Here is a 22,758-nt window from a genome sequence, read left to right as displayed (position 1 = left end):
AGATGAATATCCTAGTTTATACTCGTGCGACGTTACCAGTGAAAAACTATGGTGGTACAGAAAGAGTCATTTGGGATTTGGTCTATGCGCTTCATCTCGCGGGGCACAAAGTCACTTTGCTGGCAGGGAAAGGGACACAGTGTGATTGGGCTGAGGTTATCGAGTATCAACCTGAGCGACCTGTCGCAGAGCAAATTCCTTCTCACATCGATGTGGTGCACTTTCACTCAGATTTAGAGCCTGTTAACTGTCCTTATGTTTATACGCAGCATGGCAATTCTGCTGGGCCTATTGATGCGAACACGATTTTTGTCTCGAAGCAGCACGCGATAAATCATGGTGCAGAGGCGTTTGTGCATAATGGTTTAAATTGGGATAACTACCTAACGCCAAACTTGAACGCAAAGAGAGAGAGATTCCACTTTCTTGGTAAAGCCGCATGGCGAGTTAAAAATGTTCAAGGCGCAATCGACATCACCAAGAAAGCAAAAGAAAAGTTGGATGTGTTGGGCGGGCATCGACTGAACTTGAAAATGGGTTTTAGATTAACATTGGATAGGCATGTTCGATTTTTGGGCATGGTGGATGATACAACCAAATCTCAGATCATGACCCAGTCCAAAGGTTTGATTTTTCCTGTGACTTGGCACGAACCGTTCGGACTCGCGATTACTGAAAGTATGTACTTTGGATGCCCGGTATTTGCCACACCATATGGTTCTTTGCCTGAGTTAGTACCTGCAGAAGTGGGTTTTCTATCGGCGAATGAATCAGATCTTGTTACCGCGGTAAAAAATGCAGACGAATACTCTGCGCATCGTTGTCATGAATATGCGAGAGATCTATTTAACGCAGATGTGATGGCGCGAATGTACGTGGAAAAATATCAGCAAGTGGTTAATGGCCATAAACTCAATCCGGTGCTAGGGGATGTGCTAAAGGACTACAAGCGCTTGCCATATCACAAGTAATTTAAAACATATAAGGGAGCGATCATCGCTCCCTTATTCATTGCCTAAACAAAGTTTAGTACCCCACGTATGGATCATTTCCATCTCGACGGGTCTTAAGCAGTTTTAGAATCCACATATACTGCTCAGGTTTAGGGGTTACAAACTCTTCCACCACGATGTTCATTGCACGAGCGTCTTCATGCTCATCACCTGTGAAATCAGCCATTGGTGGTTTTATCTCGATTTCGTACTGACCCGTTTCGACATTGTAGCTCGCAAATGTCGGGACGATTTTGGCTTTACTGACCTTGGCCAGTTTTCCTAACCCTGGCAACGTTGCTTTTTCTGTTGCAAAAAAATCAACGAAAACACTTTGTTCCGGACCATGATCTTGGTCGGGTAGGTAGTAGCCCAAGTAGCCATCCTTGACCGACTTAATGAAAGGTTTGATGCCTCCGCTACGGTCATAAACACGACCACCATACTGAACTCTCTGCTTATGCATTAGCCAGTCTGTGAGTGGGTTTTTCTGGCTGTTTGCCATAGCGGAAACGGGTAAACCACGGGAAGCTAATAAGATGGCTGGGATATCAATAGCCCAAGAATGAGGGACCAACAAAATGGCACTTTGTCCTTCTTCTTGAAGCTTTTTCAGGTGCTCTAAACCCGTGATTTTAGAATGTCGCTCAAGCCATTTTTTACTGCGAAGCGAGATTGCTGGAAAACCGAGTAGGAAAGTACCAGCGGTCGCCAAGCATTTCTCTATGATTTGTTCTCTTTCTGCTTCCGTCTTTTCAGGAAAGCATAGGCCAAGGTTAATACGCGCTTTCTGTACTGGGCCTTTTTGCTTTTTAGCCAATTTACGTGCTGCAAACTGCGCAATACTGGCCCTGACTTTATTTGGCAACAGTGCTATTGGCATACCCAGAAAAAGACCGAGCCAGACTCCCCAGTGCTTTGGAGCCAGATACGCCATTTTAAATTCAGGATTATACGCTTTTGGATCGTAATCGTTTCGAGAGTTTGACATAAGATTTGATTTTTCTTATTGGCGGAAGCCAGCCCATGAGGTTGGGCTGGACATCATCTAAAGTGGCTACGCGTTGATGATTCGCATGTATTCGGCCACACCTTCTGCAACCGATTTAAACTTGTGATCACACCCAGCGGCACGTAGTTTAGTCAGATCGGCTTGCGTAAACTCTTGGTAGGCACCTTTTAGATGCTCAGGGAATGGAATGGTTTCCACTTCACCTTTACCGTGATGGGTAATTACGGCTTTTGCAACTTCATCAAACGACTCCGCATTACCAGTACCTAGGTTGAAAATACCTGATACGCCATTTTGCATAAACCACAGATTCACCGCAGCAACATCACCCACATAAACAAAGTCACGTTTGAACTGTTCACTGCCTTCGAAAAGTTTTGGATTCTCACCAGCATTCATTTGATTATTCAAGTGGAATGCAACCGAAGCCATTGAGCCTTTGTGCTGTTCGCGAGGACCATATACATTGAAATAACGGAAACCCGTCACTTGAGAGAGTTTTTCTCCATGTGCTTGCGCATCTTCCCAGATTCGGCGTACATAGTTATCAAACTGCTGCTTTGAGTAGCCATACACGTTAAGTGCACCTTCATATTGCTTTTCTTCTACGAACGTATCTCTTTCGCCATACGTTGCTGCGGAAGAGGCATAAAGGAATGGGATTTCACGGTCTAAGCAGTAATGCAGTAGCTCTTTTGAGTATTCATAGTTGTTGAGCATCATGTATTTGCCATCCCACTCAGTTGTCGCTGAGCAAGCACCCTCGTGAAAGATAGCATCGATAGGACCTAGGTTTTCACCTGACATGATCTGCACAAGAAAATCATCACGATCCATGTAATCAGCGATATCAAGATCGACTAAATTTTGGAACTTTTTGCCATTTTTCAGGTTATCTACAACCAAAATGTCGTTAATTCCTTGCTCGTTAAGAGCTTTAACAATGTTGCTGCCAATCATGCCAGCACCGCCGGTTACGATGATCATGTAAGTACCTTGTATAAAAACCATGGAGTTAGTTGAAGTATATCATGGAGAGTTTAGGTGGGCTATGTGGGGAAAAAACATACCAAGTAAAACCTTCATTAGTTTGCGGTTATGCTTCGTTTATTTCACATGCACAATTCGATATACTTTGCACAATTTTTTATTTGTAGTAATGGAACTTTGCTTTTGGGAGTGTGACCCAAGGGCGGTAGCGTGCTTGATCAGGGAAAATTCATGAACATGCCCATGTTTAAAGGGGGCTCAGCGTATTGAGTTCTCAATTTTTGAACTGCAATAGTTAGCGTTATCACATAACAATCAATTGTCCGATGATCGATTTGTAGTTCATGCTCAGTGTTTTCTAATACCTCCATAGACAAATTGGAGGTCCAACGATGAGTAACCAGCACCCATTTATGCATTTCGATGCTATTCCTGATTACCGACAACAAGGCAAAGTCGAGCACAAGTTAACTGATATCATTCTGTTAATAATTTGTGCTGTGCTTTCTGGTCAAGATGACTGGAAAGCAATTAGTCTTTACGGTGAGGCTCGGTTGGATTTCTTGAAGCGATTTTGGCGATTTTAGTCACGGCGTTCCTTTAACCTCGATTATAGCTAGAACAATGGGAATAATTAACGCCACTCGTTTACAGAAATGCTTTATTGAATGGATGAAGGATTGCTGTGAACTAACAGAAGGTGAAGTGATTGCCATTGATGGTAAAACCGTTCGAGGCTCTTACGATGACTCTGGTGAATTTGGTTCTCTTCATTTGGTCAACGCTTTTGCGACTGATAATGGGGTGAGCTTAAGACAGCATAAAGTCTACGAATAAAGCAATGAAATCACCGCCATCCCAGATTTTCTCTAACTGCTTGATATGTCGGATTGTTTGGTCGCTATTGATGCCATGGGATGTCAAAGAAAATTGCTCAAAAAATTCTAAATAAGAACGCAGATTACTTGCTAGCGGTGAAAGGCAATCAATGTCGTTTAGAGCAAGCATTCGATAATTATTTCGATATGAGCATTCTACAAAAAAGCACGATGGTGATTTTTATAGTACGCAAGAAAGATCGCGAGGCAGACAAGAAACTAGGTTGGCATTAACCAACACAGATTTGAGTATTTTAGGTGACTTGGAATTTGATTGGCCGAAGCTAAAAACAATGGGTATCGTCGTTTCTGTAAGGCAAGAAGAAGCCGTAGCAAAAGAGTCAGCAATCACGGTGAGATGCTACATTAGCTCGAAGAATTTAAATGCTAAGGAAATTGTTAAATGCCACGCGTTCACATTGGTTGGTCGAGTTGAGAGACTGAATCTGTGGAAGATAGTTGTAGAAAAAGATCGGAAGAGAGTGCAGAGAACTTCGCAAGGGTCAGGCAGATGTGCTTTAACATGCTGAAGAGTGAAACGACACTAAAAGCGAATATTAAGCATAAAAGCGATGTGTGACTAGTGACTTTTGAAGGTTTTGTCAAGCTTTGCCTGAAGGGAAAGTTCATGAATTGTCCGTATTATATCAACAATGCCGGGCAAAGAGCTTCGTAATCTTGCCCTGCTATTCAAAGTAACCAAAAGGCCAGCAATATGACATTAGATGTTCTAATATCAACGTTTTCTGACAGAATAACAAAATTATCTTTACCAGATAAAAAAGAAGGTGTTAGATATATTATTGTTCATCAGAAGTTTCGAACTGTAAGAATTTTACCAAATGACATTCTTAAAAGAAGTGATGTGAAATATATACAAACTGAAACAGTAGGATTAACAAGAAGTAGGAATATTGCACTAATGTCATCTGATGCAGACTTAAAGCTGATCGCAGATGATGATATTAATTTTTTTCCAAAATTTGATGATATTATAAAAAATAACTACCAAAAATATAAGTTTGATATTGGTATTTTTAAAGTTAAATCTATTGGAAGTGAGTCTGAGTTTAGAAAATACCCATCTAAAAATAAATGGTACAACAGAGTTGATTGCCTGAATGTATGTTCAATTGAAATGGTAATAACTAAAAATTGTAATATTAAATTTGATGAAAGGTTTGGTATTGGTGGTAAATATTTGTGTGGAGAAGAGTCAATATATTTATTTGATGCAAAAAAGCATAATAAAAAAATAAAATATATTTCAAGTTATATTGTGGCTCACCCATTAGAAAGCACGGTTATAACTGGCGGAGTTAAAGTGTTAAAAGCTAAGGGAGCAGTGTTAAAATATGGCTTTGGAAAGCTTCTATCATTAATGCTTATAATAAAGCTATCTGTTATGAGTCGATTTAACGATATATATTGTATAAATAGAATTGACGTTTTTAAAAAAATGATGGCAGGTTGGTATGAAGATTGATGTTATAATTCCTTTTTACAATAAATCCAAATGTATAGAAAGGGCACTAGCTTCTATAGACTTTGATTATGTTAATCATGTCTACGTTATAGATGATTGTTCAGAAGAAGAAATAGATTTAAGTAATTGGGACAACTTATCCTATGTGAGAAATGATAAAAACAGTGGACCTAGTTACTCTAGAAACAAGGGAGCCAATCTATCAGATGCTGAATATCTAATGTTTCTAGATGCAGATGATTACTATAACAAGTCCGTATTTCCCATACTAAGTTCAATTATTAAGAGGGAAGAGGTAAATATAGTCTCATGGAAGATTAAACAGATAAAGAATGATTCAGCCATGCAAACTATTAATCAAAACCCTAAAGTTTTTAAACAGGATTGCTACTTCTATCACAAGGAGAAATCAAAAGGCAACTTGGTAATGACAGCATCTAGCTTCTGTATTAAACGCAGTGTATATATGAATTCAGGCGGCTTTGATTGTTCTATCAGAGTTCAAGAAGATCCAGAGTTTTTTTGTCGTATATCCAGTCGTAATCAAACGTATTATTTTGATGAAATACTTAGCTATTACGACATTAGTGATAGCAACTCATTATCACAAAGGTATTTTGACTCAGTTAAATTACCTTTGTACGTTAAGCAGCTGAGATATGACCAATCTATATATGCGTCAAGGTTATATAAATCAGAGTTTCTTAGGTATTATTTTCTATCTTTAATAAATAAGAGTAATGGTAATTATAAAGAGTTTCTTCAGATAGATTACTTGAGAAAATTTGGTGCTGTAAAAAAAACAATCATCCAATTATCCAGTTTTCTTCCAAGCATTTTCTATAGAGAGTTATACAAATTGTTTAGGTTTATTAAGTATGTGCGCTAATGTATTGGTATTTATTGATTGTTATGAAAGGGTATCGTTTTTTACTAGGATAGCAAAGGCGGGTGAAAAGTATGGGCATGTTTTTTCATTTTTGACTGATTCTATAAGTTCGCATAAAGAATTAATGCGACAAGGTTTTAATAGTTATCTATTAAAGAGACCAGGTGTACCTTCTGAACGGAGTGAAGAGTATAAGACTTCACTTGATGTGTTGAATGGAAATCAGTCCGAAAAATACGCAAAATTTTATGGGCATTCAATTCGTGAATCGATAAGTGGGATCAATAGGAGTTTCAAGTACATTTTTGTATGGAATGGCTCTTCAACTGCAGGGTTGTCTCTAAAATACTACGCTAAATTAAATGATATCAAAGTAGGATACTTTGAGATATCTAACCTACCAAATAAGTTGTTTGTTGATCCTGAGGGAGTTAATGCAAAGTCGTGGCTGTATGCTCATGTTGATGTATTAGATGGGCTTCCTGATGTGTCTCAAGAGCAATTTGATGAATGGAAAGAACAGTGGCGTTTGTCAAAAAAAGAGCTCTTACCACAAACAAAATTGCTAGGTACTAATAAGTATAACTATTACTTCGATAGGATTTTTTCTTTAGTCTCATTTCTCCCATTTTCTAATGAGTTTTCACTAAGATGGCCAAAAAGTAGAAAAAAAATAAACTTGAACGGTGACAAGGTCGATATTGACAAAGGGTATGTATTTTTGCCTCTTCAAGTTTCCGGTGACTCTCAGTTAAAGATTAATAGCAATGTTGGGAATTTACAAGCGATAGATTTAGCCTATAAGGTTGCGGCTGAGTATTGTTACCCCTTATTTATTAAAATTCATCCGGCAGAGTTTGATGAATGCAGAATAAAAGAGATATATAGCTACATTTCTGGGAGAGATATATTCATTGTTAATATGGATACTAATTTTTTGATAGAAAAATCTAGATGTGTCTGTGTGATTAATTCAACAGTTGGCTTAGAGGCTATAATATTGGAAAAAAAAGTGGTTGTGTTAGGGAGAGCTATTTATCAGGAATTTGATCAAAGGAGGTTGAAATCATTTATTGCTAACTGGTTGGTTAACATAGATTACTTTTCTACAGATGAGGTGTCAATCCATGAATATGCAGAGATTATAAAGAGAATAGAGGTTGTATAGTTGTATAAGTATTTTTTTTATATCTATTCCTTATTAATGCCCTTGAAACTAGGCTTCTTTTTTGATGGTGCTAGTAGATATATACCACTCAGATTTTCTCTAGCGATGTTCGTACTTTCTTTTGTATGGGTATTGATTTCGAATAAGAGAATTATCTCTGGAAAATTTATAATAGGAGGTAGCCTTTATTTTTTTGTATCAACGTGTTTTATTTATTTTTGGGTCTTGAATGCTGATGGTAATGTAGATTTAGTTAAATGCATAATAGGTTTTATCTTCCCGGTAATAATAATTTTTAATATTTATGTTGCATACAAACTATTAAATGAGCATCAAGTAAGTAACGCTATAAAAATCTATGTAATATCAAGCCTTATAATAGTAACAATTGATACAATTATAAGGTTCCTCTTCCCCGACTATGCATTTAAAGGGGAGTTAGACGAATTTAATGCTGAGTTGGCCAGAGATAGTTTTTATATATTCAAATATGGCAGTATAATGTATCTAGATTCGAACTATGTTGCCTTGCATATTTTAGTCATAATGTTACTGTCTGAGTCCTTTAGGAGTGGGATGTTCCGAAAGTTTGTTTTTTTATATTCAATTGCACTACTTATCCTAACATTTAGTCGTTCAGCATATATTGGTGCTTTTTTGTTTTACTTTAGTTCGTATGTGTATTACAAGAAGCTTCCCATCAAAATAGCCATTCTTTTGTTTTTCGGTGTGGCAATATTATATTTTACATATTATTTTTCTTACAATTCTTTTTCCACAAATGATGTCAGTCTTTCTTCAAAATTTGAAATATTTAAATCGTTAGCTTTAATAAATACTTATGAACTTTTGGTTGTTTTATTTGGTGTAGGTTTTGAGGTTGGAGGTTATCTTTATTCTTTTAGAGATGGGGCATATGCACATGCACTATTAACTCTACTTCTCGGTGAGGTTGGGGTAATAGGTTTTATTATATATGGCCTTATTTTAGGCGTGCTAATTACCAAAAATTCCAGAGAAATTAATGGAATCATACTAACCATGCTTATCTGTGGCTTATCACTTGTTTATCCTTGGGACTCTATCTATATATACTCAGTTTCCATTCTTTTAGTTAAATCAAGACTGAAGGTTCAAGAGAATGTTTAGAGTGATATTAGATTTTATACTCTACCGAAGTGTTAATTTACTTTTTCCTTTACTGACTATACCGTTAATTGTTAACTACACCAGCGCCAATCTAATAGGTGAGTTGTTTATTTTGCAGGCATACTCATTTTGGTTGTCACTTTTCGTTGACTTTGGATTTATAAGGACGGCTGTAGTTGACTATCTAAAGGATAATGAACCTGAAAAAGTCTTTAACCGCACCTTGACATGTCAGTCTGTGTTGGCTTTCTTACTAATTATAATAACATTTCCTGTATTTTTGTATCTGAAATTATCCTTATTAGAAATTATATTCGTTTTGACAACTGGTATTACACAAGGCTTGGTTCCTAAGTGGCTATATCAAGCAGAAGCTAGAATGCTACAATTATCGATACGAGAGTCTGCTTCTAAGGTCTTAGCTTTACTTTTTCTCATTTGTCTACTTCCAAAATTCAAAACACTTGACACTATAATGTTGTCATACATATTAATGTCAGTGTCTATTCTTTTACTTATTGTATTTGATTATTGGGATAAGTTAAGAGAGTTTAATTTATCCTCTCTAAGTGAGATTAAAAATGGTTTTATGAAATCACTGGCCGTATTTAAAATGAGGCTTGTAGGGAACGGATACTTAAACTTAAATGTTATTTTGTTGTCTGTTTTTTCTTCACCTGAAATTATCGCTGTTTATGGGGTTTGTGAAAGATTAGCTAAAGCGATGGCATCAATACTAACGGCAGTTGGAGAGGCTCTTTTTCCAGTATCAGTAAATCGAGAAAACTCTAGTTTGAAACAGGATTTGACTATATCTATTTCAGTTTCCCTTATTCCTACGCTAATAATGCTGATGTTTCCTAACGAGATAATTAATTTATTACTTTCTAGTAATATAAATATAACTATGGAGAGATTAATATTTTTAACTCCTGCGTTGTTTTCTCTTTCAAGTATATTTTCTTTATGCTATGTGACTTCTAAAGGTGACTATAAAGCTGAGTTTTATATACAGTCGTGCATACTGTTTTCTAGTCTCATTGGTACAGTGTTGTTATATTCTGCTATAAAAGAGAGCTATCCATATTACTCATTTTTTCTATCATCAATTATTTCTTTAGTGTTCTATGCATTATATGTATTAAAAAAAGAGGGTTTGCGTGTTTTTAATTAAAAATGGACGTTTTAGCGAGTTAGAGTTAAAAAAAATAGACTTTAGTGACTCAATAATTGATTTTCAAGGTTTTAATATTGCCCTTTCTAGCAGTACTGTAAAGTACTATGTTTCAGATGAAAAATTTATCATGTTGTTAGGATGTGCAATTTATAACGAAGAGCTTGTAGCGTGTGAAGATTTAGAAAGTATTTTCGGCGAACTAATCAAATTTCCTGAGATGGCGGCAAGAAAATTATCTGGTAGATTTGCATTTGTTTATATTAGTGATGGAGTGTTAAATGTTTTTAGCTCCATTTTTGGTTCATATCCAGTATATTATTGCAATGGTGGCGAATACTTATCAAATCTAGAGACTGTGTTAGCTGATATTAATAAGGTAAAGCCTAGCGCAAAGGTACTCTCTCTTATGATTAGGTTTTATGCACGTTATGGACATGAATTATATCAAGGCGTTAGTAGAGTCAAGTATGCAAGTATAACTAGGTTTAATGAAGAAGTTGAAACCTATAGCTATATATCTAATTTACTGCTGGCTGATAATTTTAAGGGGGAATCTACAGAAGAGCTGCTCGTTAAACTCAATGAAAGGTTACTTCTTCTCCTGAAAATTTACTCTGAAAAGGATCTTCGTATTGGTTTGACCGGAGGGCGAGATTCGCGGTTGTTACTTGCAATGGCCAATAGGTTGGGTATTGAAAATATATCAACTTATACAGTAGGGGACTACAAAGATATTGAGGTCAAATATGCTAAAAAAGTAGCTGATTATTATAATAGGGAGCATTTTGTTTTCTCACCAGATAAGTTAGATGCTATTGCAGTAAAGAAATATTTTCGGTTTATTAACAATATAAACTTTCCTTGCTTATATAAGTCACAATTGATTGATTTTTTAGGTTTAAATCCTAGATTACATCTCAATACGGCCATTCCGGAGACTTTACTATGTCATTTGGACTATTTCCAAGGTCCAAGTCATTCATATATTAATTTCATTCAAAATAGATCTAGTAAATTATCTGGTTTTCTAACTGATTGTGAAAGTAGTAAAAAGTCTGTAGAGGAAAATGCAAAGAAAATATGGGATTCTCTTGTTTCTGAGGTTGGTAGCACTGTCTTAGTCAAGCTTATTTTTGAGCAAGTAACTTATCAGAGAGAATGGGTATACAATATTTTAAAAATAGGTGATCTGAGCGGAGGGACTGCCTGCATATTTGAAGATTCAAAAGTGCTTTCTATCCTTAGCAGTATTAAAGAGGAAATACATCTGAAAGATCAGCTTTACAAGGCGTTTGTTAACAACTTTTATCCGGAAATGAACCTGATTCGCTCTACTAGAGATTGTGATATAGGTAGTGTGATGAAGATGTCGAAACTAGATCCAAAATTTTACTATCTTCTACCTGATGCTATAAAAAATGATCCTCTAGAGTATTTGGTATCAGAGAATATCGATTATTTGAGAAACGATATTTATGAAAGCAAAGATGTTCTATATCCGATATTTGGTGAGAAATTTGTCGATGATTGCTTAAAACTTACCGCTAAAGGATTTATGTATAATAGAATTGCACGCTTCTTATCTAGACGATTAGGAAATCGCGTGTTATTAAATTATGAGATAATTATGCCTTACTGCGTTGCAAACATAATAAAAAATAGTGAGGATCAAGAGTGAGTCTTTTAGTAGCCACTATTATGTCGGTTTATCGAAATGATAACCCTAAGTATTTGGATGATGCTATTCGTAGTATGCTGTCCCAATCAATAACGACTGATATATATATATACGTAGATGGAGAGATATGCGATGAACTTGATAATATTCTTAGAAAGTTTGAATCGCTTGGATGTATTTGGATTACTTGGTCTAGTATAAACAGAGGTCTTGCTTATGCTTTAAATGAGCTTATAGATATTGTCATTAATAGTGACAAGAAGTATGAGTACATTGCACGAATGGACAGTGATGATATATCTAGACCTGATAGGCTAAAGAAGCAAGTATCTTTTTTTCAAGACCATAACAATGTCGATGTCCTTGGTGGGTTTTGTCATGAGTTTGGTTCAAGTTTTGCATTGGATATTAAGAAGTTACCTCAGAATCACAGTGAGCTTAAGAAGTTTAGCGTAGCGCGTTGTCCTTTTATACACCCAACAGTTATGTTTCGTACAAGGGTTTTTTCTAGTGGTATTAGGTACCCTATAAATACCTCTTCTACGGAAGACATGGCACTTTGGTTTATTTTGCTAGAGCGTGGTTTTATATTTGCAAATATTTCTGATGTTGTTCTAGATTATCGCCTGGAAGAAGCTACGTTAACTAGACGTATTGGAATGCAAAAGGCAAAGTCTGAGTTTTTTTTGCGAAACGAATATTTCTGGAAGTTAGGAGGGTTTAGTCCTTTGACTCTGTTGGCAGTTTACGCTCGGTTTGCGTTCCATCTGCTCCCCGAAAGTGTTATGAAATTCGTATATGGTCGTTTACGTTAGTTTATTTTTTTATTTAGGGTTTTATTATGTTTTTGATTGCAGGGCCGTGTGTTATTGAGTCCGAAAACTTAGTTGTTGATACTTTTGGCCATCTCAAGGAAATTACAGAAAAGTTGGGTATTGAGTATATTGCTAAATCGTCGTTTATTAAGGCGAATCGCTCTTCAGCAAGTGCTTTCACAGGGCTTGGTGTTGAACGTGGTTTGAAAATTTTACAGAAAGCAAAACTGCAATTAGGCGTTCGAGTTATTACTGATGTCCATGAAGATACCCCTCTTGATGAAGTTGCTTCTGTCGTTGACGTATTGCAAACCCCTGCATTTCTTGTTCGTCAGACTAATTTTATCCAAAAAGTTGCTTCTATGGGAAAGCCTGTCAATATAAAAAAAGGACAATGGATGCACCCTGCCGACATGGTTCCTGTGGTTGAAAAATGTCGAGCAGTCGGTAATGATGATATCTGGTTGTGTGATCGTGGCACTAGCTTTGGCTTTGGTCAGCTAATTAATTATATGCCTGGACTTACCATAATGAGGGAAGCAACCGGCTGTAAAGTTGTGATGGACGCAACTCATAGCGTTCAAATGCCCGGCATTTTAAATGGTTCTACAGGTGGTAACCGATATCATGTACCAGCTATCGCTCGTGCCGCTGTTGCGGTAGGCGTTGACGGTCTCTTCATGGAAACGCATCCAGATCCTGACAACGCACTCTGTGATGGTCCTAACATGCTGCCACTCAAACACATGGAAGAGCTGTTAGAGACTTTACTGGAAATAAACGAAGTAGTAAACAGAAAAGAACGTATTGAGACTAAGTTCTAGCTTTATTGCCGCATATAAATAATAGGGTGGTCGACTAGGCGGCTACTTTTAATCAATAAGCATTGTTAAGTATATGAGTAAAATTCGAGTTGTAATACCAAGTAGATATGGTTCTTCGCGATTAGAGGGCAAGCCTTTATTGGAGATACTGAACAAGCCGGTATTTTGGCATGTTTATCAGCGTTGTTGTGAGGCCGGGTTCCATCATGATGATATCGTTTTAGCTACAGATGATATGCGAATTTTTCAAAAAGCATCAGAGTTAGGCTTGAATGTAGTAATGACATCATCCAATCACGATAGTGGTACAGATCGAATTTTTGAAGTTGCTACATTACTTGACTGGAATGACCAAGATATCGTGATTAATGTTCAAGGTGACGAGCCTTTAATTGATCCTGTACTTATCCGTCAAGTAGGCGATTTTGCCAAAAATAGAAATGAGTTTGATATCGTTACCGCGGTTACTTCTATCGATTCTTTAAATGATTTCCAGAACCCTAATATTGTCAAAGCTATACTTGGTTTAAATAATTTAGCGCTTTATTTTTCTCGTAGTCCCACACCCTATAATCGTGACTTACCTAGTTGTACTGACCTTGCATTTAGGCATATCGGAATCTATGCCTACAGCATCGAAGTGCTATCCAAGTTCTGTTCTTTTGGCGAAGCACCATTAGAAGCATATGAAAAGTTGGAACAACTTCGTGCGATATCAAACGGACTTAGAATTGGGGCGTGTCATTATCATGGTGAGCTATCGCATGGAGTGGATACATTGCCCGACTACCTAGCTATTAAAACTGAGATGGAACAAAATAAATGAATGTTGTAAAAATTGCGCAAGAGGTAATCGCTACAGAAATTCAAGGTTTAAGCTACATGAGTGAGCGAATCGGCGATGAGTTTTCTTCTGCGGTAGATGCTATTTTATCTACAAAAGGTAGAGTCATCATTTGCGGTATGGGTAAGTCAGGTATTATTGGTAAAAAAATTGCCGCTTCTTTTGCCAGTACAGGTACCCCTAGCTTTTTTATGCATCCAGGAGAAGCGTTTCATGGCGATTTAGGAATGGTAAAGCCCGAAGATGTGTTTATCGCTATTTCTAATTCTGGAGAAACAGAAGAGGTATTAAAGCTACTACCATTTTTGAGAGATAATAAAAACTATATTATTTCTATTACAGGTAAGGCTAATTCAACACTAGCAAAAAACTCACATTGTCATTTGGATATTGCTGTGCCTAAAGAGGCTTGTCCATACCAATTGGCACCTACGTCTTCAACTACAGCAACCTTGGTAATGGGAGATGCCCTTACTGTTGCTTTAATGGACTCAAGAAGTTTTCAACCAGAAAACTTTGCTCGCTTCCATCCTGGTGGAAGCTTGGGGCGACGTTTGTTATCTAAAGTCAGAGATGAAATGATCTCTTTAGTGCCGACGATTCATCGAGAAGCAGATTTCACGTCAGTGATTCACGCTATTTCAGACGGTAAGCTCGGGATAGTTTTGGTTGATACTAAGTCTGAAATTGCCATAATTACAGATGGTGATGTTAGAAGGGCTATGAATACCTATGGAAAACAAGTGTTTGATCTCACCGCAAGTGAAATATTGACGCTTAATCCAATAACTATTTCATCTTCTGCTAATATTCAAAGTGCTTTTGAGATCATGGACAGTAAGCAGATTACTTCCCTTGTTGTTTGCGATGAAGGAAAAGTCGTTGGTATTGTAAAAAAATAGGTAGCTGATTGGTGGCCAGGATGACTCAGGCACGCTCAACTCAAATCTCTCTTCAAGACATGGCGTATTATCACTACATTTCTCGGTGTGTGCGTCGTGCTTTTTTATCTGTAAATACCATGCTGGTGAACGGTTACCTTTTTTGCTCATACACCAGAAATCACTATAGCTCATCCATAACAAATCACTTCTATTGTTGAATTGCTTCAAATTAGACCATATTTTTCTTAGATTGGTATTACTGAAGTGATGGCTTTTCATATTTTCCTTTTACTCTACGAATAAAGCTCGTTATACGCCAAATATAAGCAAGAGCCACTGAGTAAATGGCAAAGCATAGAACAAATAAGAAAAACATAGTTACTTCAGATATATGTGCGGCCTCACCGTATATCCCAAATGCAGCATAGAGAGCTGCAATAGAAAAAATTGCGATTAATGTCTGCTTTGGTCCTAATCCTAATCGTTGAAAAATATGGTGCAGATGCTCACGATCGGGCTTAAATGGAGAGTCCCCACGACGAATACGTCGAATCATAATCGCGGCCATATCCATTAGTGGAACAGCAATTAACCATAAAGCAGTTACAGGGCGTAGCGGTGGGTTGGTTCCATTTTGGCTTGATAACAATAAAAACCAAATTACCGTAAACCCGATTAACATACTGCCAGCATCGCCCATAAATATTTTGCGTTTGCGTCCAAAAGCGCCTAAGTTGAGCAGTATGTAAGGAAGCATTATGGTCACCATGACCAAACATAGATATGCAATGTTAAATTGACCATCATGAGCTAACATAATTCCTAACCCGGAAAATGTAACGACAGATAAACCGCCTAGTAGACCGTCGATCCCGTCTACCATATTAAATGCGTTTATCGCACCAACTACAGCCAATATAGTAACAACATACCCTAACCAGCCCAACGTTACGTCACCAGTTCCAAACACATTGCCTATGTTATGTAGTTCTATCCCTCCTAACACCATCATTGCAACAGATAGACCCGCCTGAACAACAAAGCGTAGTTTGAAGCTTACATCGAATTTATCATCCAGTGCTCCCACAACAGTAAGAATCAAAATGCATCCAGCATATAGAGGTACGTTGGGGATGATATTGGGGTTATTAAACAAAAAGTATAAAATGGATAAGCAGATGGAAATCCCCCCAACTAGCGGAATAGCGCCACTGTGGAGTTTACGTTCATTTGGTTTGTCAACTAAGTTAATCTTCTTGGCTACTTTACGTAATAAGAACAGTGATGATAAGGAAAAGAAAAAAAGAAAAGCTAAATCAACAAAGGGAATAAACACTGTTCCAAGCCTGTAGTTGTAATAGTTGAGAGATTTTAGATGAAACTTACCACAGAATAAAGCTTACTTATATTTTGTTTAACTTAAAAATCTCCGAGGTTTAGAATTGGTCGTGAGGAAAGTTTTTATTGTTTAGGGGAAATATTTGAGAGGGTAGGCAGTTCATGTGTGTCATTGTTCGGCAGGTGACACATCATTAAGTCGTTTTTGGGCGATAAAGTAAACACACCTCCTCTCCCCATCCACAATGTGCTCTGTCCTCGAGACCACATACTCATTTCCTAACAATCTTTGAAACACATTCAGTTCAGACTGACATAGTGAACGGTAGCGTGTTGCGGCTTTGCAGATAGGGCAGTGGTTTTCTATGAAGAGGAAACCTGACGCTGTTTCTTGTAGCTCTGCCATGTAGCCTTCTGCTCTACGAAGCTCTACTAAGGTATTGAGTTTGCATTGTAGATCTCGGCAATGAGCCATTGCAGCTTTATAGGATTGGTAGACACCCTTTTCCCGTTCCAAAGCGACTTTTTCTAGCCCTTCTTGGCCGAAAAGATGTTCTACCGCATCAATGACTTGGATAGTTAAATCTTTATGGCGATCTGAAAACTGGTCGTGCCCTTTCGCAGTCAAAGACCAGTGACGATTCGGGCGACCAACCTTAGCTTTGATATCTTCAAACTCTAACAGTCCTTCTTCCTCGAGAGTCTGCAAGTGCTGACGGGCCCCCATAGAAGTCATACCAAACTCTTCAGACAGTTGTTTGGCTGTTACTGCTCCATTACGTTTGATAGATTCTAGGATTCGGTCAGTTGTTTTCATCACTACACTCCATATACCTGAAATATTATGGAGTAATGCCTTAATAAAGCAAAGGTTTGATTAAGTACGTAGAGTGAGATTAGGAGTTTGCGCTGCGTAGAGAAATTTCACCGCCAATAAATGACTCGATGCCATTCTCGGTTTCAAGTAATACCGCGCCTTGTTCATTGATTCCTCTCGCAATGCCAGTCACTTCTCTTGGTCCCATTATGAGCTTGATTGGACGACCTAAGAAATTGTCTAGTCGGTTCCAGCGCTCAACAAAACCAGACATACCGTGAACTTCATAGTCACTAAGCGCCTTGTGCAATGCTCTGATTAATTCAATGGCTAGCTGATTACGATCGATGCTGCCTTCGGCTGCCACTTCAGACAAGCTAGACCATGGCTGGGTAATGCCTTCTGTTTGTTCCGGCATCATCAGATTCATGCCCATTCCAATCACTAAGTTTGCCGCGCCACCTGCTTGACCAGACATTTCGACTAGAATGCCAGCTAGCTTTCGGTCTTGGTAATACAGGTCGTTTGGCCATTTTAGTTTTACGCCCTCAAGGCCAAGTTCTTCTAAAGCCTCAACAATCGCAACACCCACGACTAAGCTCAACCCCATCGCAGCCGCCATGCCCGCATCCAACCTCCAGAACATTGACATATATAGATTAGAACCGAAAGGGGATACCCACTCTCGGCCACGTCTACCTCTGCCTTTTGCTTGGTATTCGGCGAGGCAAACAGTGCCTGACTCTAACTCATCGACTTGGTCGAGCAAATATTGGTTGGTCGAGTCAATAATTGGAATCAGCTCTACTCGGTTAGTTAGGTTATCTTTTAAGACTGCTTCATCCAGCATTTGCAACGGTTTCGCTAGTTGATAACCCTTGCCTTGTACACGGAAGATATCAATTCCCCACTCTTGAATGCCTTTAATGTGCTTGCTGATTGCGGCTCGGGAGATACCTAACTGCTCGCCTAGCTCTTCACCAGAAATGAATTCCCCACGAGAGAGAGCTTTTAAAATCGCCAGCTTTATTGTGTGCTCTTTCATTGGCGTTGCTCCAAAATCTTAGTTAGGTTGGTCTCTTCAAGTTCACTAATAAAGCGCACTTCGTGTTCTAGTGTAATACCATACTTGTCTTGTACTTGAGAGCGGACGAGCGAAGCAAGCTCGATGACATCATTGGCAGAGGCATTGCCTTTGTTGACCAGAACCAATGCTTGATTTGGATGTACTTGAGCCCCGTTTACCGTCTCGCCTTTTAAACCGCATTGATCTATCAGCCATCCAGCCGCGATTTTCACGCCATTGTCGGTCGGGTAGGCAACCATCTCTGGAAACTCAGTCTTGAGAGATTCGTATTGCAGCTGTGAAATCACCGGGTTCTTAAAGAAACTGCCCGCGTTACCTGTAACCGCTGGATCAGGCAGTTTTTCCATACGAATTTGAGATACGCGATCAAAAACTTGTTTTGCGGTAACCGATTGCTTGTCGAACGACTTTAGTGGTCCGTACTCAATGTTTGGCTGCCAATCTTTGGCTAGTTTAAGGCCAATAGCAGTAACCACAGCCTTTTGATACAAGTCTTGTTTGAAGATCGAATCTCGATAACCAAACTTGCACTCTTGTGCAGCAAGGCGTTTTGTTTCCAAAGTGTCTAAGAAAAGTATGTCCACGTACTCACAAACATCTTTCAGTTCAATACCATAAGCGCCAATGTTCTGGATAGGTGCGCTGCCGGCACAGCCAGGAATCAGTGCCAGATTTTCTAATCCCGCGTACCCTTGATTGACGCTCCACTCAACTAAAGATGGCCAATCTTCGCCTGCTTCAATGTGCAAATGCCAGTGAGATTCCGATTCTGAAACACGTTTTCCAAGCAGGCGGTTAACAAGCACGACGCCTTGAAATGGTTGAGTAAACAAAATATTGCTACCTTTACCAAGCATGAGTTTGGGTAACGTTTGCCAGTCAGGATTTTGATACGCGGAAATCAGATCTTGTACCGAGTGTATTTCCGCAAGGTAAGCACAGCTCTGCGAAATAGAAAAAGTGTGGAAAGCCGACAGGTCGGCATCAGTCAAAATTTGCATCGGAGTCATCGGGTCATCTAAACTGCGCTCATTCTACATCAAATTATTCTCTTACGATAATGAGCCATCTAACGTTCGAAACTTTGGACCCAATCAAACTTCCTCTTGTCAGTCGTCTATATAAAGCGCATTACCCATCAGGCAAAGCGAAGAAAGATGAGCTCACCGTGGTTGCTTATAAAGAGAATAAAATGGTCGCTGTTGTCCGGTTTCGTTCAGTAGAACACTTCCGCCTTTTGACGGGTATGCTGGTGATTCCAGAGTGTAGAGCGCAAGGGGTGGGGCATGAATTACTGAATTACTGTCAGCAACAGATTCTTAAACAGGACGACTTTTGTTTTGCGTATGAACACCTTGAAGCGTTTTATGCTGCTCACGGATTCGAAACGATAGCGCCTTTTCAGTTACCCAATTCTCTAAAAATGTTGTACGAGCGTTATGTTCAGAGTGGCAAAAAATTAATCGCGATGAAGTATAGCCCGCTGCACTCCTCCTCAAACAACGCCCCTTAGTTTTTGTTCTCTTTGACTATGCTGTGAGCTAGAGGCAATTCTTAATCTCTTGAAACTAAAACAACACGGTCAATTCTAGGCAAATTCATCAATATTTTGTTAATATCGCTCTCCACTTTAAGTAAAGGTAATGCATCCAACATGATGACCAATAGGAATATATTCGAACAACTGCCTACTCTGGCTCAAGATCCAGCTCAGTTTGAAACACTGTATGCTGCGCGTGATTTCAGAGCTCGCTTAATTGAGGCGATTCAAAAGGCCAGTAAACGAATTTACCTTGTTGCCCTTTATCTTGAAGATGACGAAGCAGGTCGTGAAATCTTGACCGAGCTTTATGAAGCAAAACAGCGTAATCCAGGGTTAGATATTAACGTCTGTGTGGATTGGCATCGAGCTCAGCGAGGTCTGATTGGTGCGACGCCAGGTAAAACCAACGCATCCATGTATACGGCATTTTCCGAAAAGTACGAACACAAAGTACCTGTGTACGGTGTGCCTGTTCGTGGAAGAGAAGTGTTTGGTGTACTGCATCTCAAAGGCTTCATCATTGATGACCAAGTGATATACAGTGGCGCGAGTCTGAACAATATTTACCTTAATTATAAAGACCGCTACCGATTCGATCGTTACCATGTTCTGAACAATAAGGCGTTGGCTGATAGCATGGTTGAACTGGTGCAAAACGAAATGATTGCACACCCGGCGGTTAATGACCTCACTTGTCCAATGAAGCCGGAGACAAAAGAGATCAAAGTTCAGATTCGTCAACTTCGTGCATCATTAGCGAAAGCGTCTTACGATTTTCAACCCCAGCAAGTGACACCAGAGCAAGTTGCGATTACGCCAATAGTCGGTGTCGGCAAAAAGCGTAATAAGTTAAACCAAGGGATAAACCAGCTTCTGGCACTGGCTAAAGATGAGATTTTTATCTGCACGCCTTACTTTAACTTTCCACGCAGTGTGGCGAAAGAAGTAAAAAAAGCGATCAGACGTGGCGTGAAAGTGACTATTGTTGTTGGTGACAAAACGGCTAACGATTTTTACATATCGCCCGAAGAAGACTTTAAGACTATCGGCGGTCTTCCTTATCTTTACGAGCGTAATCTTCGTATGTTTGCAAAAGCGAATGAAGCGAATATCGCGAGTCGCAAATTATCTATTCATCTGTGGAAGCATGAAGAAAACAGTTTCCACCTTAAAGGTATATGGGTTGATAAGCGTTATATGCTGATCACCGGAAATAATTTGAATCCTCGCGCATGGAAGTTGGATTTAGAGAATGCCATTCTAATTCAGGACAACTATCATCATTTAACGCACCAGTTTGAGAAAGAAGTAGAAAACATTCTTCAACACACTCAGCTGATTTGCACTTATAAGCAGTTAGAGAAGTTCGAGAACTACCCAGAACCAGTGCAAAGGCTAATGCGTAAAATCACCCGAGTGAAAGCGGACAGGGTGCTGAAGCAGATTTTGTAACTTTCGTATGAAAAGTAACAACATATAATTACGCGATAAATCTGTTAAACTGCTCCAATAAATTAATTTCAATATTTGGCGTGCTGCCTTACTTTTCCAAAGGAAATATAGTGGCAATAAATAATTCTACTACACCTCAAGCTCATATACCTTCTGATGAAATCGATTTGCGTGAACTGTTTGGCGCACTATGGCAGGGTAAATGGACAATCATAATCATTACAGCGTTGTTTTCTATTGGTGCTGTATGTTATGCATTGTTTTCCCAGCAATGGTGGTCATCTAAGGCAAAAATCACACCGCCTCAAGTGCAAGACATCGCTGCCTATCAACAGCAGGTGAAGCAATTTCAACCCGTATTTGATGTTTATCAAGATGATGGAACAGTGTTGGTGAGTCGGGAGCTTGATGAACTGATCAATACACAAGTGCTGTTTAAGCGATTTATTGATGCGTTTAATTCCAGTGACAATAAAAGGTCTTTCTTGGATGCAAGTGAAGATTTTCAAAGTTTCAAGTCTAAGTTAGACGTTGATAATGCGGTTAGCTCAGACGAGCAAAAAGATGCTAGTCGCCGCTTATACGCTGGGTGGTTTAATAAGATAACCGCAAGTGCTGAAGATAAGAGAGATAACTTTTCTCCTTACAACGTTTCTTTTCAATCGACGACAAAAGAAAGCAGCTTTGTTTTATTGAATAACTATATTCAACTTATCACGCAACAAGCTCATCAAGAGGCCCTAAATAACTTAGAAGTGATCATTGCTGCTAAACGAAATGAGCTTCTACAGCAAAAACGTATTTTAACGTCTCAAGCGAAGAATCGTTTACGTGTAGAGATAGAACGCTCGCAGTATGCGCTGGATGTTGCAAAAGCAGCTGGAGTTGAGCGTCCAATCCAAACTAATAATGACAAAGAGTTGTTTTCCATTGACTTGGGAACCAAAGGCCTAGCGGCAAAAGTCAGTGCGTTAGAGTCTATTAAAAACCTAAGTGTCATTGAGCCGAGGTTACAACAGATCGACGCCAAGCTAGAAATGTTAGAGCATCTCAAAGTGGATCGTGCTATTCAATTCCAAACATTCCGCTTTGTGGAAAATGTCGAACAGTCACTTTCACGAGACAAGCCTAAGCGAGCTCTGATTGCGGTGCTAGGCACATTGTTAGGCGGTATGCTGGGTGTTGCAATCGTGTTGGTTCGATTTGCGTTTAGACGTGAAGAGGACTAAGTGCGTTGCTAGTTGATAGGGGACTCGATGAGAGTCCCTTTTCTTTATCTATTGTTTCGTTATCTACTTCACAAAAAACTTCATCTTTCCCCTTGGGTTTGTCCAATCGATCCCTCATATAGTTAACACAACACCTTGAAGCCCGGTTTCGGGGTAATTATCAAATAACATGCAAATTTTCAGGAGAGACGACCGATGAACATTCGTCCATTACACGACCGAGTTATCGTAGAACGCCAAGAAGTTGAGTCTAAATCAGCGGGTGGTATTGTTCTGACTGGTTCAGCTGCAGAGAAATCAACTCGCGGCGTAGTTCTAGCTGTAGGCAAAGGCCGAATCCTTGAAAACGGCACAGTGCTACCGCTAGACGTAAAAGTGGGTGATACAGTTATCTTCGCTGAAGGTTACGGCACGAAAACTGAAAAAATCGACGGTAAAGAAGTGCTAGTAATGTCTGAAAACGACATCATGGCGATCGTTGAGTAATAGCAATCATTGAGTAATTT

At 38.9% G+C, this 22,758-nt stretch carries 21 protein-coding genes and 1 pseudogene; 16 read left to right on the top strand and 6 right to left on the bottom strand.

Annotation, left to right across the window (positions count from 1 at the left end):
* Window positions 1–2 precede the first annotated feature (2 nt).
* A complete protein-coding gene (locus NP165_RS12440) occupies window positions 3–971 on the top strand; it encodes a glycosyltransferase (protein ID WP_257084222.1) in 969 nt (322 codons plus the stop codon).
* A gap of 55 nt (window positions 972–1,026) precedes the next feature.
* Here the strand turns inward: NP165_RS12440 and lpxM are convergent, their stop codons facing one another.
* Both lpxM and rfaD read right to left on the bottom strand, forming a co-directional pair.
* Window positions 1,027–1,983 carry a lauroyl-Kdo(2)-lipid IV(A) myristoyltransferase gene (gene lpxM / locus NP165_RS12435; RefSeq protein WP_257084221.1) on the bottom strand — a complete coding sequence of 319 codons (957 nt, stop codon included), beginning with the start codon at window positions 1,981–1,983 and terminating at the stop codon, window positions 1,027–1,029.
* A 66-nt stretch (window positions 1,984–2,049) separates the two neighbouring features.
* A complete protein-coding gene (rfaD, locus tag NP165_RS12430; RefSeq protein ID WP_257084220.1) occupies window positions 2,050–2,991 on the bottom strand; it encodes an ADP-glyceromanno-heptose 6-epimerase in 942 nt (313 codons plus the stop codon).
* A 395-nt stretch (window positions 2,992–3,386) separates the two neighbouring features.
* On the opposite strand from rfaD, the pseudogene NP165_RS12425 reads away from it, so the two are divergent.
* The 11 genes and pseudogenes from NP165_RS12425 (at window position 3,387) to NP165_RS12375 (ending at window position 14,804) form a co-directional block, all read left to right on the top strand.
* A pseudogene (locus tag NP165_RS12425) lies at window positions 3,387–4,452 on the top strand (ISAs1 family transposase).
* A 135-nt stretch (window positions 4,453–4,587) separates the two neighbouring features.
* Complete coding sequence (locus NP165_RS12420; protein ID WP_257084219.1) at window positions 4,588–5,358, top strand: hypothetical protein; 771 nt, start codon at window positions 4,588–4,590, stop codon at window positions 5,356–5,358.
* Window positions 5,348–6,247, top strand: a complete 900-nt coding sequence (locus NP165_RS12415) for a glycosyltransferase family 2 protein (RefSeq protein WP_257084218.1) — start codon at window positions 5,348–5,350, stop codon at window positions 6,245–6,247. Before NP165_RS12420 ends, NP165_RS12415 begins: the two co-directional genes overlap by 11 nt.
* Window positions 6,237–7,415 (top strand): capsular polysaccharide export protein, LipB/KpsS family, encoded by a 1,179-nt coding sequence (locus tag NP165_RS12410; protein ID WP_257084217.1) that lies wholly within the window; start codon window positions 6,237–6,239, stop codon window positions 7,413–7,415. The genes NP165_RS12415 and NP165_RS12410 overlap by 11 nt, the downstream gene beginning before the upstream one ends.
* 576 nt (window positions 7,416–7,991) lie before the next feature.
* Window positions 7,992–8,564, top strand: coding sequence for a hypothetical protein (locus NP165_RS12405; RefSeq protein WP_257084216.1), 573 nt, complete (start codon window positions 7,992–7,994; stop codon window positions 8,562–8,564).
* Window positions 8,557–9,738, top strand: a complete 1,182-nt coding sequence (locus NP165_RS12400) for an oligosaccharide flippase family protein (RefSeq protein ID WP_257084215.1) — start codon at window positions 8,557–8,559, stop codon at window positions 9,736–9,738. Before NP165_RS12405 ends, NP165_RS12400 begins: the two co-directional genes overlap by 8 nt.
* Window positions 9,725–11,419 carry an asparagine synthase-related protein gene (locus NP165_RS12395; RefSeq protein WP_257084214.1) on the top strand — a complete coding sequence of 565 codons (1,695 nt, stop codon included), beginning with the start codon at window positions 9,725–9,727 and terminating at the stop codon, window positions 11,417–11,419. Before NP165_RS12400 ends, NP165_RS12395 begins: the two co-directional genes overlap by 14 nt.
* On the top strand, window positions 11,416–12,234 hold the full coding sequence (locus NP165_RS12390; protein ID WP_257084213.1) for a glycosyltransferase: 819 nt from the start codon (window positions 11,416–11,418) through the stop codon (window positions 12,232–12,234). Before NP165_RS12395 ends, NP165_RS12390 begins: the two co-directional genes overlap by 4 nt.
* A 26-nt stretch (window positions 12,235–12,260) precedes the next feature.
* Window positions 12,261–13,058 (top strand): 3-deoxy-8-phosphooctulonate synthase, encoded by a 798-nt coding sequence (gene kdsA / locus NP165_RS12385; RefSeq protein WP_257084212.1) that lies wholly within the window; start codon window positions 12,261–12,263, stop codon window positions 13,056–13,058.
* Between the two features lie 73 nt (window positions 13,059–13,131).
* The gene (kdsB, locus tag NP165_RS12380; protein WP_257084211.1) at window positions 13,132–13,884 is read left to right on the top strand and encodes a 3-deoxy-manno-octulosonate cytidylyltransferase; all 753 of its coding nucleotides are present in this window, start codon (window positions 13,132–13,134) and stop codon (window positions 13,882–13,884) included.
* Complete coding sequence (locus NP165_RS12375) at window positions 13,881–14,804, top strand: KpsF/GutQ family sugar-phosphate isomerase (RefSeq protein ID WP_257084210.1); 924 nt, start codon at window positions 13,881–13,883, stop codon at window positions 14,802–14,804. Before kdsB ends, NP165_RS12375 begins: the two co-directional genes overlap by 4 nt.
* A gap of 238 nt (window positions 14,805–15,042) precedes the next feature.
* On the opposite strand, the gene wecA is transcribed toward NP165_RS12375, so the two are convergent.
* The 4 genes from wecA to murB all read right to left on the bottom strand — a co-directional run bounded on the left by wecA (window position 15,043) and on the right by murB (window position 19,029).
* A complete protein-coding gene (gene wecA / locus NP165_RS12370; RefSeq protein WP_257084209.1) occupies window positions 15,043–16,122 on the bottom strand; it encodes a UDP-N-acetylglucosamine--undecaprenyl-phosphate N-acetylglucosaminephosphotransferase in 1,080 nt (359 codons plus the stop codon).
* Between the two features lie 171 nt (window positions 16,123–16,293).
* Window positions 16,294–16,941, bottom strand: a complete 648-nt coding sequence (locus tag NP165_RS12365) for a helix-turn-helix transcriptional regulator (protein ID WP_257084208.1) — start codon at window positions 16,939–16,941, stop codon at window positions 16,294–16,296.
* A gap of 79 nt (window positions 16,942–17,020) precedes the next feature.
* A complete protein-coding gene (gene birA / locus NP165_RS12360; RefSeq protein ID WP_257084207.1) occupies window positions 17,021–17,986 on the bottom strand; it encodes a bifunctional biotin--[acetyl-CoA-carboxylase] ligase/biotin operon repressor BirA in 966 nt (321 codons plus the stop codon).
* Window positions 17,983–19,029 carry a UDP-N-acetylmuramate dehydrogenase gene (murB, locus tag NP165_RS12355; protein WP_257085598.1) on the bottom strand — a complete coding sequence of 349 codons (1,047 nt, stop codon included), beginning with the start codon at window positions 19,027–19,029 and terminating at the stop codon, window positions 17,983–17,985. Before murB ends, birA begins: the two co-directional genes overlap by 4 nt.
* Before the next feature lie 59 nt (window positions 19,030–19,088).
* Here murB and NP165_RS12350 point away from each other — a divergent pair, with 59 nt between their 5' ends.
* The 4 genes from NP165_RS12350 (at window position 19,089) to NP165_RS12335 (ending at window position 22,738) form a co-directional block, all read left to right on the top strand.
* Complete coding sequence (locus NP165_RS12350) at window positions 19,089–19,541, top strand: GNAT family N-acetyltransferase (RefSeq protein ID WP_257084206.1); 453 nt, start codon at window positions 19,089–19,091, stop codon at window positions 19,539–19,541.
* A 141-nt stretch (window positions 19,542–19,682) separates the two neighbouring features.
* On the top strand, window positions 19,683–21,023 hold the full coding sequence (gene pssA / locus NP165_RS12345; RefSeq protein ID WP_257084205.1) for a CDP-diacylglycerol--serine O-phosphatidyltransferase: 1,341 nt from the start codon (window positions 19,683–19,685) through the stop codon (window positions 21,021–21,023).
* Window positions 21,024–21,139: 116 nt separating this feature from the next.
* Complete coding sequence (locus NP165_RS12340) at window positions 21,140–22,252, top strand: LPS O-antigen chain length determinant protein WzzB (protein WP_371133716.1); 1,113 nt, start codon at window positions 21,140–21,142, stop codon at window positions 22,250–22,252.
* 195 nt (window positions 22,253–22,447) lie between these two features.
* Entirely contained in the window at window positions 22,448–22,738 is a 291-nt protein-coding gene (locus NP165_RS12335; protein ID WP_004410737.1) for a co-chaperone GroES, read from the top strand.
* Window positions 22,739–22,758: the final 20 nt, after the last annotated feature.

It is taken from the genome of Vibrio japonicus, assembly GCF_024582835.1.
Classification (GTDB): domain Bacteria; phylum Pseudomonadota; class Gammaproteobacteria; order Enterobacterales; family Vibrionaceae; genus Vibrio; species Vibrio japonicus.
The sequence above is the reverse complement of the archived record's forward strand: the minus strand, read 5'-3'. Positions and strand labels throughout refer to the sequence as shown.

What these genes read in the sequence shown, in the direction of transcription:
- birA (WP_257084207.1), bottom strand. Translation starts at nt 17,986, where the DNA reads ATGAAAGAGCACACAATAAAGCTGGCGATTTTAAAAGCTCTCTCTCGT.
- NP165_RS12420 (WP_257084219.1), top strand. Translation starts at nt 4,588, where the DNA reads ATGACATTAGATGTTCTAATATCAACGTTTTCTGACAGAATAACAAAA.
- lpxM (WP_257084221.1), bottom strand. Translation starts at nt 1,983, where the DNA reads ATGTCAAACTCTCGAAACGATTACGATCCAAAAGCGTATAATCCTGAA.
- NP165_RS12400 (WP_257084215.1), top strand. Translation starts at nt 8,557, where the DNA reads ATGTTTAGAGTGATATTAGATTTTATACTCTACCGAAGTGTTAATTTA.
- NP165_RS12335 (WP_004410737.1), top strand. Translation starts at nt 22,448, where the DNA reads ATGAACATTCGTCCATTACACGACCGAGTTATCGTAGAACGCCAAGAA.
- murB (WP_257085598.1), bottom strand. Translation starts at nt 19,029, where the DNA reads ATGCAAATTTTGACTGATGCCGACCTGTCGGCTTTCCACACTTTTTCT.
- NP165_RS12405 (WP_257084216.1), top strand. Translation starts at nt 7,992, where the DNA reads ATGTTCCGAAAGTTTGTTTTTTTATATTCAATTGCACTACTTATCCTA.
- NP165_RS12440 (WP_257084222.1), top strand. Translation starts at nt 3, where the DNA reads ATGAATATCCTAGTTTATACTCGTGCGACGTTACCAGTGAAAAACTAT.
- NP165_RS12350 (WP_257084206.1), top strand. Translation starts at nt 19,089, where the DNA reads ATGAGCCATCTAACGTTCGAAACTTTGGACCCAATCAAACTTCCTCTT.
- kdsA (WP_257084212.1), top strand. Translation starts at nt 12,261, where the DNA reads ATGTTTTTGATTGCAGGGCCGTGTGTTATTGAGTCCGAAAACTTAGTT.
- NP165_RS12410 (WP_257084217.1), top strand. Translation starts at nt 6,237, where the DNA reads ATGTGCGCTAATGTATTGGTATTTATTGATTGTTATGAAAGGGTATCG.
- pssA (WP_257084205.1), top strand. Translation starts at nt 19,683, where the DNA reads ATGATGACCAATAGGAATATATTCGAACAACTGCCTACTCTGGCTCAA.
- rfaD (WP_257084220.1), bottom strand. Translation starts at nt 2,991, where the DNA reads ATGATCATCGTAACCGGCGGTGCTGGCATGATTGGCAGCAACATTGTT.
- NP165_RS12415 (WP_257084218.1), top strand. Translation starts at nt 5,348, where the DNA reads ATGAAGATTGATGTTATAATTCCTTTTTACAATAAATCCAAATGTATA.
- kdsB (WP_257084211.1), top strand. Translation starts at nt 13,132, where the DNA reads ATGAGTAAAATTCGAGTTGTAATACCAAGTAGATATGGTTCTTCGCGA.
- NP165_RS12365 (WP_257084208.1), bottom strand. Translation starts at nt 16,941, where the DNA reads ATGAAAACAACTGACCGAATCCTAGAATCTATCAAACGTAATGGAGCA.
- NP165_RS12375 (WP_257084210.1), top strand. Translation starts at nt 13,881, where the DNA reads ATGAATGTTGTAAAAATTGCGCAAGAGGTAATCGCTACAGAAATTCAA.